This is a genomic window from Mycolicibacterium obuense (assembly GCF_055397605.1).
The window spans coordinates 1366365-1378267 of record NZ_AP043663.1 but is presented as its reverse complement, the minus strand read 5'-3'; the positions used below and the strand labels follow the sequence as shown (position 1 = coordinate 1378267).

General features: G+C 69.3%; 11 protein-coding genes. 4 read left to right on the top strand and 7 right to left on the bottom strand.

Annotated features, from left to right (window positions below):
* Positions 1 to 208: 208 nt before the first annotated feature.
* The 3 genes from ACZ50N_RS06675 to ACZ50N_RS06665 are packed head-to-tail and all read right to left on the bottom strand — an operon-like array spanning position 209 to position 4251.
* Complete coding sequence (locus tag ACZ50N_RS06675; protein WP_464474956.1) at positions 209 to 1066, bottom strand: pseudouridine synthase; 858 nt, start codon at positions 1064 to 1066, stop codon at positions 209 to 211.
* Positions 1063 to 2787, bottom strand: a complete 1725-nt coding sequence (gene glpD / locus ACZ50N_RS06670; protein WP_236693920.1) for a glycerol-3-phosphate dehydrogenase — start codon at positions 2785 to 2787, stop codon at positions 1063 to 1065. The genes ACZ50N_RS06675 and glpD overlap by 4 nt, the downstream gene beginning before the upstream one ends.
* Positions 2788 to 2835: 48 nt before the next feature.
* The gene (locus tag ACZ50N_RS06665; protein ID WP_464474955.1) at positions 2836 to 4251 is read right to left on the bottom strand and encodes an NAD(P)H-quinone dehydrogenase; all 1416 of its coding nucleotides are present in this window, start codon (positions 4249 to 4251) and stop codon (positions 2836 to 2838) included.
* A 41-nt stretch (positions 4252 to 4292) separates the two neighbouring features.
* Between ACZ50N_RS06665 and ACZ50N_RS06660 the strand changes: the two genes are divergently transcribed.
* Positions 4293 to 4772 (top strand): gamma-glutamylcyclotransferase family protein, encoded by a 480-nt coding sequence (locus ACZ50N_RS06660; protein ID WP_046366355.1) that lies wholly within the window; start codon positions 4293 to 4295, stop codon positions 4770 to 4772.
* A 71-nt stretch (positions 4773 to 4843) separates the two neighbouring features.
* Here ACZ50N_RS06660 and ACZ50N_RS06655 read toward each other — a convergent pair whose 3' ends face one another.
* Together ACZ50N_RS06655 and ACZ50N_RS06650 are read right to left on the bottom strand one after the other, a co-directional pair.
* Positions 4844 to 6010 carry an amidohydrolase gene (locus ACZ50N_RS06655; RefSeq protein WP_464468771.1) on the bottom strand — a complete coding sequence of 389 codons (1167 nt, stop codon included), beginning with the start codon at positions 6008 to 6010 and terminating at the stop codon, positions 4844 to 4846.
* Complete coding sequence (locus ACZ50N_RS06650) at positions 6007 to 7185, bottom strand: M20 family metallopeptidase (protein WP_048422328.1); 1179 nt, start codon at positions 7183 to 7185, stop codon at positions 6007 to 6009. The genes ACZ50N_RS06655 and ACZ50N_RS06650 overlap by 4 nt, the downstream gene beginning before the upstream one ends.
* Before the next feature lie 47 nt (positions 7186 to 7232).
* Here ACZ50N_RS06650 and ACZ50N_RS06645 point away from each other — a divergent pair, with 47 nt between their 5' ends.
* Complete coding sequence (locus ACZ50N_RS06645; protein WP_464474954.1) at positions 7233 to 8027, top strand: purine-nucleoside phosphorylase; 795 nt, start codon at positions 7233 to 7235, stop codon at positions 8025 to 8027.
* Here the strand turns inward: ACZ50N_RS06645 and ACZ50N_RS06640 are convergent.
* A complete protein-coding gene (locus ACZ50N_RS06640; protein ID WP_464474953.1) occupies positions 7973 to 9082 on the bottom strand; it encodes an AbrB family protein in 1110 nt (369 codons plus the stop codon). The two genes, ACZ50N_RS06645 and ACZ50N_RS06640, sit on opposite strands and share 55 nt — an antisense overlap.
* A gap of 108 nt (positions 9083 to 9190) precedes the next feature.
* Here ACZ50N_RS06640 and ACZ50N_RS06635 point away from each other — a divergent pair, with 108 nt between their 5' ends.
* Together ACZ50N_RS06635 and ACZ50N_RS06630 are read left to right on the top strand one after the other, a co-directional pair.
* Complete coding sequence (locus ACZ50N_RS06635; RefSeq protein ID WP_111512483.1) at positions 9191 to 9634, top strand: MarR family winged helix-turn-helix transcriptional regulator; 444 nt, start codon at positions 9191 to 9193, stop codon at positions 9632 to 9634.
* The gene (locus tag ACZ50N_RS06630) at positions 9635 to 11251 is read left to right on the top strand and encodes a phospho-sugar mutase (RefSeq protein ID WP_464474952.1); all 1617 of its coding nucleotides are present in this window, start codon (positions 9635 to 9637) and stop codon (positions 11249 to 11251) included. It abuts the gene before it with no gap.
* Here ACZ50N_RS06630 and upp read toward each other — a convergent pair.
* Positions 11233 to 11856: a uracil phosphoribosyltransferase gene (gene upp, locus ACZ50N_RS06625; RefSeq protein WP_133413500.1), complete on the bottom strand. Its 624-nt coding sequence runs from the start codon at positions 11854 to 11856 to the stop codon at positions 11233 to 11235. The genes ACZ50N_RS06630 and upp overlap by 19 nt on opposite strands.
* Positions 11857 to 11903 lie beyond the last annotated feature (47 nt).

Genomic DNA, 11903 nt, shown 5'->3' with positions numbered 1-11903 from the left:
GTCAAATGCGTTACCGAGCAAATACTCAATCACGGGTCATCCCACACAGAACTCCACGTCCAGCAATTTTTACCGTTTTCAAGTATTCGGCCAGCGAACTCATTGACGATGTCGTACATTTCCTGGGTGCGCCCTCGACGGCGCACAGTGTGCGTTCAGATCGCAGCCGCGGATCGCAGTTCGAGGGGAGTTGCGATCTGGACGCACACTAGGGCTCCAGGGCCCGCTCGCTGGTGAACTGACGCCGCCGTCCCGTGAACGGATCGTCGAACGCGATGCGGTGGGCGAGCAGACACAGCGGAGTCGAGAAGTCGTCCGGCGCCACGTCGATCACCTCGGGGTACAGCGGATCCCCGGTGATCGGCACCCCCAATGACGCCATGTGCACCCGCAACTGGTGCGTACGGCCCGTGCGGGGAGACAGCCGGTACAGCGCGTTCTCCCGCTCGATGCGCGTCTCGGCGTTGGGCTCTCCCTGTTCCTCCACCGCCTGCAGACAGCCCCGCCGCTTGACGATGCGGCTGCGCACCGTGATCGGCAACTCGGCGTCGGTCGCCGGAGCGTGCGCCAGGTACGTCTTGTCGACCTCTCCCCGCGCGAACAGCGTCTGATACGCACCGCGCACCTCGCGGCGCGTGGTGAACACCAGCACCCCGGCGGTCAGCCGGTCCAATCGGTGCGCAGGGCTCAGCTCAGGAAGATCCAACTCCCGACGCAGTCGGACCAGAGCGGTCTGCGCGACGTGCCCGCCGCGCGGCATCGTCGCCAGGAAATGCGGCTTGTCGGCGACAACGAGGTTGTCATCGGCGAACAGGATCGGGATGTCGAACGGAACGACCACCTCGTCGGGCAGGTCCCGATACAGGAACACGTGCGCGCCGGGCGGCAGCACCGTCAACCCCGTCACCACACTGCCGTCGGCGCAGTACACCTCTCCAGCAAGCACTTTGGCCGCTGCCGCTTCGCCGAACCGGTCGGCCAGCTCGACGAGCACCGCACCTCCCCGCAGTCGCACCCGGGCCGGACCGAGCCCGTCGCGCACGGGAAGCGGTGCGGGGCGCCTCAAGTCAGCGGGACCGGCTCGAGGATCTCGGCGCGAGCCTCCGGTGCAGCAGCGCGCAATGCGTCAGCGGACTCGTCATCGGGCTGCGTCTGCGACCGCACCTCGGCCTCCACCCGCGCCCGGTACGTCTCGACCTCGCGGTCGATGTCCTCGGCCGACCAATTCAGCACCGGTGCAACGACTTCGGCAACCTCGCGAGCGCACTCCACCCCGCGGTGCGGATACTCGATGGAGATCCGCATGCGCCGGGCGAGGATGTCCTCCAGGTGCAGAGCCCCTTCCGCGGCTGCGGCGTAGGCGGCCTCCACCTTGAGGTACACCGGGGCATCGGTGATCGGCTCGAGCAGCTCGGGCTTGCCGTCGGCCATCGACAGCACCTCGTCGATCAGCGAGCCGTACCGGTCGAGCAGATGCCGGACCCGGTACGGGTGCAGGCCGTATCGCTTTCCCACACTCTGCGTTTGGTTCACCAGCGCGAAGTAGCCGTCGGCACCCATCAGCGGCACCTTCTCGGTGATGGACTTCGCCACCCGCGTGGGCACGAACTCCGCCGCGGCGTCGATCGCGTCCTCGGCCATCACCCGGTAGGTGGTGTACTTGCCGCCGGCGATCGCGACCAGCCCGGGTGAGGGCACCGCGACCGCGTGTTCGCGGGACAGCTTCGAGGTCTCTTCGCTCTCCCCGGCGAGCAGCGGCCGCAGCCCGGCATACACGCCGTCGATGTCGTCGTGAGTCAGCGGGGTGGCCAGCACCGTGTTGACGGTGCCGAGGATGTAGTCGATGTCGGCCTTGGTGGCCGCCGGGTGCGCCAGGTCGAGGTTCCAGTCGGTGTCGGTGGTGCCGATGATCCAGTGCGTGCCCCACGGAATCACGAACAGAACGGACTTCTCGGTGCGCAGGATGATCGCGACCTCGCTGACAACGCGGTCCCGCGGCACCACGATGTGCACGCCCTTGGACGCCCGCACGCGGAACCGGCCGCGCTGCTTGGACAGTGCCTGGATCTCGTCGGTCCACACCCCCGTCGCGTTGACCACGACGTGAGCGCGCACATCGGTGACCGAACCGTCCTCGGAGTCACGCACCCGGACACCGGTGACCCGGTCCCCCTCCCGTCGCAACGCGACCACCTGCGTCGACGTCCGCACCACCGCCCCGTAATGCGCGGCGGTGCGCGCCACCATCATCGTGTGCCGCGCATCGTCGACGACGGTGTCGTAGTAGCGGATTCCACCGATCAGCGCACTGCGCTTGAGCCCCGGCGACAGCCGCAGCGCGCCGGCCCGGGTCAGATGCTTCTGCGCCGGAACGGATTTCGCACCACCCAGGCTGTCGTAGAGGAAGATGCCGGCCGCGATGTAGGGCCGCTCCCACCAGCGGTTGGTCAACGGGAACAGGAACGGCAGCGGCTTGACCAGATGCGGCGCCAGCGTCGTCAGCGACAACTCCCGTTCGTGCAGAGCCTCCCGCACCAACCCGAACTCCAGCTGCTCGAGGTAGCGCAGCCCGCCGTGGAACATCTTGCTGCTGCGGCTGGAGGTGCCCGACGCGAAATCGCGGGCCTCGACGAGTGCCACCTTCAGTCCTCGCGTCGCGGCGTCCAGCGCAGCGCCCGCGCCCACGACTCCCCCGCCGATCACCACGACGTCGAACTGCTCGCTGCCGAGCTGCTGCCACGCCTGGGCACGCTGGTCAGGGCCGAGATCGTCCACCTGGTTGCTCACGTGCACCTTCCTTGTTACCGGTCAGTACGAAGTCCAGGGTACGTGGCATCAGTCCAGATCGTCGTGTGCCATCAACCGCCGCGCCGCCTCGACGATCGAACCCGACAGCGACGGATACACCGACAGCGTCTGCGCCAGGTCGGTCACCGAGATCCGGTTCTGCACAGCCAGCGCGATCGGCAAGATCAGCTCCGAGGCGATCGGCGCGACCACCACGCCACCGATGACCACACCCGTGGCCGGCCGGCAGAAGATCTTGACGAAACCGTGCCGCAGCAGGGACATCTTCGCGCGCGCATTCGTGCTCAACGGGAGCGTCAGGGTGCGGGCGGGCACGCTGCCGTCGTCGATCGCGGACTGCGGGATGCCGACCGCGGCGATCTCGGGACGGGTGAACGTCGCCGACGCGACCGTCCGCAACCGGATCGGAGACACCCCTTCGCCCAGCGCGTGGTACATCGCGATCCGACCCTGCATCGCCGCGACCGACGCGAGCGGCAGCAATCCCGTGCAGTCCCCCGCGGCGTAGACGCCCGGTGCCGGCGTGCGCGAGACGCGGTCGACGGGAATGTAGCCGCCCGGCTTCAGCTCGACGCCGATGCGGTCCAGACCCAGACCTGCGGTGTTGGGCACCGAACCGACCGTCATCAACGCGTGGGTGCCCTCCACGACGCGCCCGTCGGCGATCGCGACCCGCACCCCCTTCTCGGTGCGCGTCACCGACTCCGCACGCGCGTTCTTCACCAGCGTCACGCCGCGCTCGTTGAACACCTCTTCCAGCACCGCCGCAGCGTCGGAATCCTCGTGGGGCAGGATCTGGTCGCGGCTCGCGACGACGGTGACCGTGACGCCGAGCTCGGTGTAGGCGTTGCAGAACTCCGCGCCGGTCACCCCGGAGCCGACGATGACGAGATGTTCGGGCAGCTCTTCGAGGTCGTAGACCTGCCGCCACGTCAGGATCCGGTCGCCGTCGGGCACCGCGTTCGGCAGGACCCGCGGGCTGGCGCCGGTGGCGATCAGCACGATGTCGGCCTTGAGCACGCCGACCTTGCCGTCGGGGGTGGTCACCTTGACCCGGTGATGTGCCATGCCGGCGATGTCGTCGACCAGCTCACCGCGGCCACCGATGATCGTCACACCCTGATTGAGCAGCTGGCTGCCGATGTCGGCGGATTGAGAGGCGGCCAGCGTCTTCACGCGGTTGTTGATGTCGTGCAGGGAGATGGTCGCGTCGTCGATGCTGAGGTCGAAGCCCAGCCCCTGCGCGCGACGCAGTTCGGTGCGCACGCCCGTCGACGCGATCAGCGTCTTCGACGGCACGCAGTCGTAGAGCACGCAGCCGCCGCCGACGCCGTCGGAATCGACAACCGTCACCTGGGCGACCTCGCGGCCGCGACCCGCCGCGACCAATGCCGCCTCATACCCTGCCGGTCCACCGCCGATGATCACGATCCGCGTTACCACGCCACCAACCTATTGCACACAGATACGTTTAAGCTTCTCGCGTGCCGCTCTACGCCGCCTATGGCTCGAACATGCATCCCGAGCAGATGTTGCAGCGGGCTCCTCATTCGCCGATGGCGGGTACCGGCTGGCTGCACGGGTGGCGGCTCACCTTCGGCGGCGAGGACATCGGATGGGAAGGCGCCCTCGCCACGATCGTCGAGGACCCCGACTCCAAGGTCTTCGTGGTGCTCTACGACGTGACCAAAGAGGACGAGGAGAACCTCGACCGCTGGGAGGGTTCGGAGCTCGGCATCCACAAGAAGATCCGCTGCCGGGTGGAGCGCACGTCGTCGGACACCTCCACCGACCCGGCGCTGGCGTGGCTCTACGTGGTGGACGCCTGGGAGGGCGGCATCCCGTCGGCACGCTATCTCGGCGTGATGGCCGAGGCGGCCGAGATAGCGGGCGCGCCAGCCGAATACGTCTACGATCTGCGCACCCGCCCGTCGAGCAACATCGGCCCGGGCCCCGGGGGCTAGTTTTCTTCGGCGAGACTGCGGGGAGATCTCAGTTCAGCGTCGATTCGCGATCTGCCCGCAGTCTCGGTGCCTCAGGCGGAGTTGGCGACGATGTTGGTCAGCAGCCGCACCCCGACACCGAGGGCACGCTCGTCGAGGTCGAACGTCGGCTGGTGCAGGTCCAACTGCGGGCCCTGACCGCTCCACACGCCGAGCCGCGCCATCGCGCCCGGCACCTCCTCCAGATACCAGGAGAAGTCCTCCCCGCCACCGGATTGCCGGGTGTCGGCCAGCACATCGGGTCCGATCGCCTCGATCGCGTGGGTGAGGATGCGCGTGGACACCTCTTCGTTCACCACCGGCGGCACGCCGCGCCGGTAGTTCACCACATGCTCGATGCCCAACGGGGCGAGCAAGGACGAAATCGTCTCGGTGACAATGTCTTCCATGCCGACCCAGGTCTCGCGGCTGGCGGTGCGGATGGTCCCGGCCAGTGTGCCGGTCTGCGGGATTGCGTTGGCGGCCACCCCCGCGTTGACCGCCCCCCACACCATCACGGTGCTGTTGCGTGGATCGATGCGCCGCGACAGCACCCCCGGCAGACCGGTGATGAGCGTGCCGATGCCGTAGACCAGATCGCCGGTCAGATGCGGGCGCGACGTGTGCCCACCCGGCGAATGCAGCACCACCTCGAGCTGATCGGCCGCCGAAGTGATGGGGCCCGGCTTGACTGCGACCTTGCCGACCTCCAGGTGCGGATCACAGTGCAGTGCATAGATTCTCGAGACCCCGTTCAGCGCACCCGCCGCGATCGCGTCGATCGCACCGCCCGGCATCAGCTCCTCGGCAGCCTGGAAGATCAACCGCACCCCCACCGGCAGCTCCGGTGCCGAAGCCATGGCCAACGCCGCACCCAGCAGCACCACCGTGTGCGCGTCGTGACCGCACGCGTGCGCGGCACCGGGCACCAGCGACGCATACGGCGCATCGGTGCGCTCGGTCATCGGCAGAGCGTCCATGTCGGCGCGCAGCGCCACCCGCGGACCGTCGTCGGGACCGAAATCACACGTCAAACCGGTGCCGCCGGGCAGCACCTTCGGGTTCAGCCCGGCATCGGCCAGGATCGATGCGACGAACTGCGTCGTCGCGAACTCCTGGCGACCCAGCTCCGGATGCATGTGCAGGTGCCGCCGCCACGCCACCAGATCGTCGTAGCGGGCCGACAGGAAGCGCGCCGCGGCGTGCGCTAACACGCTCATGCGGCCCTCCGATGCTGCAGCTCGAGCACCCGGTCACGCTCACCGGCATCGGTGGCCAGCGCAACGACCGTGCGCGCCAACATGATCGCACCATCGATCACTGCGGTGTCCGCGCTCGGCCCCGCCGCCGCCGCCGCGAACTCCGGCTGGTGGATCGACGCGCCACCGGCGTCGATCCCGACGACCGGGTGGATACCGGGCATCACCTGCGTGACGTTGCCCATGTCCGTGCTGCCCAACGGCACTGACGCCTCGACCTCCTCGGGAACCGGGGTGCGGCCCAACCGCAGCATCTCGGCGCGGATCACCGACGACAACCAGCGATCAGGTTTCAGCTCGGCGTAGCCGGGTGCCGGCTCGCGCACCTCGTGCGAGCAGCCGGTGGCCACCGCACCCGCAGCGAAGCAGCCCGCCATACGAGTCTCCAACTCTCGCAACGACTCCGAGTTCGTCGCGCGCATCGTGTAGGCCATCTCGGCGTGGGCCGGGATGACATTGGCCGCCTGGCCGCCGTCGGTGACGATGCCGTGACACATCTGCCCCGGCGCCAGCTGCTGACGCAACAGGCCGATTGCCACCTGGGCGACGGTCACCGCGTCGGCGGCGTTGACGCCGAGATACGGCGCGACCGCCGCGTGCGACTCGCGCCCGGTGTAGCGCACCATGACCTCGGACAGCGCCAACGAGCGCGCGGCGGCGATGTCGATCGGACCGGGGTGCAGCATGACCGTCGCAGCGATGTCGTCGAACGCCCCGGCGTCGAGCATCAACGCCTTGCCTCCGCCGGATTCCTCGGCGGGAGTGCCCAGCAGCACGACCGTCATGCCGAGCTCGTCAGCAACCTCAGCCAGGGCCAGCGCGGTACCGACCGCCGACGCCGCGATGATGTTGTGCCCGCAGGCGTGCCCGATGCCGGGCAGCGCGTCGTACTCGGCGCAGATCCCGATGACGAGGTCACCGCTGCCGTACACCGCGCGGAACGCGGTGTCGAGCCCCGCGACCGCCGTCGTCAGCTCGAAACCGCGCTCGACGACCAAGGCCTGGGTCTTGGCGCAGCTGCGGTGCTCGGCAAACGCCAACTCGGGTTCGGCGTGGATCTGATGTGAGAGCTCCACCAAGTCCTGCCGGCGGCTGGCGATCACGTCAGCGACGGACGTGGCGGCGGCGGTGGGCATGCGGGCAAGTATCTCACTGCCGCGACACCCGCACTAAGCTGCCGGTCGTGGAGGATGCCGGGGCGGTCGCACAGCACGCCGCGCACGCGGTGGCGCAGCGCACCGGCGTCGGACACCACGACGTCGCCGTCGTACTCGGCTCGGGGTGGGCGCCGGCTGCCGAGCAACTCGGTGAACCCACCGCCGTCGTCCCGATGGCCGAACTCCCCGGGTTCACCCCGCCCACCGCCCAGGGCCACGGCGGCCAGGTCTTCTCGCTGCACGTCGGCACGCAGCGGGTCCTCGTGCTACTCGGCCGCAGCCACGCCTACGAGGGACACGATCTCCGCCACGTCGTGCACCCGGTCCGCACGGCGTGCGCCGCGGGCGCACACACCGTCATCCTGACCAACGCCGCCGGCGGGCTGCGCCCCGAGTTCAGCGTGGGTCAGCCGGTGCTGATCAGCGACCACCTCAACCTGACCGCGCGCTCGCCGCTGGTCGGCGCGCAGTTCGTCGACCTCGTCGACGCGTATGCGCCCCGCCTGCGCGCGCTGGCCCGTGAGATCGACCCGACCCTGGCCGAGGGCGTCTACGCGGGCCTGCCCGGACCGCACTACGAGACCCCCGCCGAGATTCGGATGCTGCGCACGCTGGGCGCCGACCTGGTCGGGATGTCGACGGTGCACGAGACCATCGCCGCGCGGGCAGCCGGAGCCGCAGTGCTCGGGGTGTCGCTGGTGACGAACCTGGCCGCCGGTATGACCGGGCAGCCGCTGAGCCACGACGAGGTACTCGAGGCCGGCCGTCAGTCCGCGACGCGGATGGGCTCTCTGCTCTCGGCGGTCATCTCCCGGCTCTGATCGCGGCCGAGGCGCCGGCTCGCCCACACCACACCGCGGGCCATCAGCGGGGCTGCGAACAGCATCAGCAGAATCCGCACGACCTGGGCGGCGATCACGAAGGTCACGTTCGACCCGGTCTCGACGGCGGTCGCCAACACCGCATAGACCCCGCCGGGGCTGGTCGCGAGATAGCCCTCCAGCGGAGTCAACCCGGTGAGGTGGGCCAGCAGCACACCCGAGCCGGCGGTCGCCACGCCGATCGCGACGATCAACGCGATCGCCGCAGGTAACAGCCGACCGACCGCGCGCAACGACGAACGGGTGAACGCCAGGCCCGCCTGCCATCCGATGAGCATGTAGCCGGCCTGGACCAGCAGCATCGGCACCGACAGACCGAACGAGAACCCGCTGACCTCCAGAGCGACCGTCAGCGCCAACGGACCGAGCAGGCCGGCGCCGGGCAACCGGATGAGCCGCCCGAGGGTCGCACCGGCGATCACCAACACGACGAGAATCGCCAGGCTCAGGTACCACGGCGCCTGGTCGGCGGGGACCCCGGCGGCTGCGTCGGCGCGGGACTTGTCAGCGTGGTAGATCAGCGTGACCACGACCGGCATCGACGCGGTGACCAGGCCGACGCGCAGGTACTGCACGACGGCGACGACGCGATCGTCACCACCCAGTTCGCGCGCGATGGCGACGAGGCCCGAGGCGCCACCGGCGACCAGAGCCAGCGAGCCGGTCAGCGGGGAGACGTCCCTGCGCAGTCCTAGCAGCGCTCCGGCGATGACGCTGAGCAGCAACGTGCCCACCGCGACACCGACGACGACGGGCCAGTGCCCACCCAGGGTGCCGAGTGAATCCTGCTGCACCATCGTGCCGATGTAGACGCCGAGTACGCCCTGAGCGGCGACGCCGAGCTTGCGGGGCACCCCGGCCGGACCGGCCGAGGACAGCGCCAGCGCGATGCCGACGACGAGCGCGGCGAACAGAGCCGCCGACGGTACTCCGACGAGGGTGAGCGGGACAGTGACCGCCACCGTCGCCGCCAGCAGCACTGTCCACCTGAGCATCTGTTTCCACCACGGCATCGTGATGACAAGTATGCGCTTACTAATTCAAGATCTCAACGTGCGAGTTCGGGTCGTGACTCGTGCAACTTTGCAAGGTATAACTTGGTAATGGGTATCGAGGCGTCGGCAGCCACAGAGCTGCGGGAATCGATGATGGCGGTGACGCGGCAGCTGCGCCGGCACCGGCCCGACAACGGGTTGACGTTGAGCCAGATGCAGCTGCTCGGCGAGGTCAGCCGCACTGGAGTCACCACACCCGCCGAGCTGGGTGTGCGCATGGGGGTCAAGGTGCAATCGCTCACCGACTCACTCAACGAACTCGAGTCGCGGGCACTGATCGCGCGCCGGCCCGACGCCGCCGACCGGCGACGCCAACTCGTCGAGATCACCCCCGACGGCTCCGTCCTGTTGGACGCCGACCGCGCCGAGCGCGATGCGTGGCTGCACACCACGATGCGCGAACGGCTGTCCACCCTCGAGTTCGACCTGCTCATGCTCGTCGCCCCCATCCTGCGCAAACTGGCCGACGCCGAGGCGGGCACACTGACGTAAGTGACGTCCGATCTGTTCGCCGCCGTCCAGCAGTGGCTGGCCCACGATCCAGACCCTCACGCAGCCGCGGAGCTGGCCGCCTGCAGCACCGAGGACCTGGCCGAGCGCTTCGCCGCCACATTGACATTCGGCACCGCGGGCCTGCGCGGGCCGATGCGCGCCGGGCCGAACGGGATGAACCTGGCCGTGGTGCTGCGTGCGACCTGGGCCCTGGGCACCGTGCTGACGCGGCACGGGCGGGGCGGCGAGCACGTGATCGTCGGCTACGACGCCCGGCACCATTCCGCGGAGTTCGCCCGCGGGGCGGCAGAAGTGCTTGCCGCGCAGGGACTTTCAGTGACACTGATGTTCGCGCCGGTGCCGACACCGGTGGTGGCGTTCACGGTTCGGCACACCGGGGCGGCGGCCGGGGTGCAGGTCACCGCATCCCACAATCCGGCGTCCGACAACGGCTACAAGGTGTACGCCGCCGGAGGACTCCAGATCGTCTCCCCCGTCGACACCGAGATCGAGGCTGCCATCGCTGTCGCGCCACCGGCCGACGAGATCCCACGGGGCGAGGTCACTGCGTCCGGAACCGAGTTCGTCACCCGCTACCTGGAACGGGCGTCGAGCGTCCGACGGGCGAGCGGATCGGTGCGCGTCGCGCTCACGCCGATGCACGGCGTCGGCGGCGACTACGCGCTCGACGCGTTGGCACTGGCCGGCCTCTCCGACGTCGCGGTCGTGGAAGCGCAGTTCGCACCCGATCCGGATTTTCCCACCGTCACCTTCCCGAATCCCGAAGAACCCGGGGCGACTGATCGCCTGCTGTCGCTGGCCGCAGACATCGACGCGGACATCGCGATCGCGCTCGACCCCGACGCCGACCGATGCGCGATCGGCGTACCCACAGCGAGCGGCTGGCGGATGCTCTCGGGGGACGAAACCGGTTGGCTCCTCGGCGATTACCTACTCTGCGACGCAGATGCCGGGAGCGCGGTCGTGGCCAGCACCGTGGTGTCGTCGCGGATGCTGGCGCGCATCGCCGCCGGATACGGCGCGCACCACGTCGAGACGCTGACCGGCTTCAAATGGCTCGCCCGGGCCGACGAGGGGCTCGATGCGACGCTGCTGTACGCCTACGAGGAGGCGATCGGCCACTGCGTGGATCCGGCTGCGGTGCGCGACAAAGACGGCATCAGCGCCGCGGTGCTGGCCTGCGACATGGTGGCCGCCCTGCGCGCACGCGGACTGTCGGTGACCGAAGCCCTCGACGAGCTGGCGCGCCGCCACGGCGTGCACACCACCACGGCCATCACCCGTCGCATCGAATCACCCTCTGCCGCAGCAGAACTGATGGCAGATCTCCGGTCTCGACCACCACAGCGGTTGGCCTCCTACCCCGTCGAGACCACCGACCTCGCCCCGCGCACCGACGCGCTGGTGTGCACCGGCGGTGACGCTGCCACGTCGGTCCGCGTCGTGATCCGCCCCTCCGGCACCGAACCGAAGCTCAAGTGCTACCTCGAAGTTCGGTGCGACGGCGACCTCGAGACGGCGCGGACCCGGGCCGCGCAGCTGCAGGCCACGCTCGCCGAGCAGGTCCGCGAACTGACTCAGCGCGGGCCGAACTGACGATCGCCGGCATCGCCCAGGCCCGGCACGATGTAGGCGACGTCGTTGAGGCCCGCATCGATGCTGGCGGTGAACAGCTTGATCTGCGGCGCCGCTTCCTCCAGTGCCGCAACGCCTTCTGGCGCGCACACCACGCACAGCGCGGTGATGTCGGCGGCGCCTCTGGCGAAGAGCAGTTCGAGCGTGTGCACCATCGAGCCGCCGGTCGCAAGCATCGGGTCCAGCACGATGACCGGCCGAGCGCTCAGATCGTCGGGCAGCGACTCCAGGTACGGCGTGGGCTGGTGGGTCTCCTCGTCGCGGGCCATCCCGACGAAGCCGACCTGGGCCTCGGGGATCAGCGCGTGCGCCTGATCGACCATGCCGAGGCCGGCCCGCAGCACCGGCACCAGCAGCGGCGGATTGGCCAGCCGCGCACCGGCCGTCTCGGCCATCGGGGTCCGCACCGGGATGGTCTCGACCGGCGACTCGCGCGTCGCCTCGTAGACGAGCATCAGCGTCAGGTCCCGCAGCGCGGCGCGAAACGCCGCGTTGTCGGTGCGCTCGTCACGCAGGGTGGTCAGCCGCGCCGCGGCCAGCGGGTGGTCGACAACGCGCACATCCATGAGAGTGGACCTTAATGGGAACCGGGTGAGCTTTCCCGGCGTCTAAC

What these genes read in the sequence shown, in the direction of transcription:
- ACZ50N_RS06655 (WP_464468771.1), bottom strand. Translation starts at nt 6,010, where the DNA reads ATGAGCGTGTTAGCGCACGCCGCGGCGCGCTTCCTGTCGGCCCGCTAC.
- ACZ50N_RS06635 (WP_111512483.1), top strand. Translation starts at nt 9,191, where the DNA reads ATGGGTATCGAGGCGTCGGCAGCCACAGAGCTGCGGGAATCGATGATG.
- upp (WP_133413500.1), bottom strand. Translation starts at nt 11,856, where the DNA reads ATGGATGTGCGCGTTGTCGACCACCCGCTGGCCGCGGCGCGGCTGACC.
- ACZ50N_RS06650 (WP_048422328.1), bottom strand. Translation starts at nt 7,185, where the DNA reads ATGCCCACCGCCGCCGCCACGTCCGTCGCTGACGTGATCGCCAGCCGC.
- ACZ50N_RS06640 (WP_464474953.1), bottom strand. Translation starts at nt 9,082, where the DNA reads ATGCTCAGGTGGACAGTGCTGCTGGCGGCGACGGTGGCGGTCACTGTC.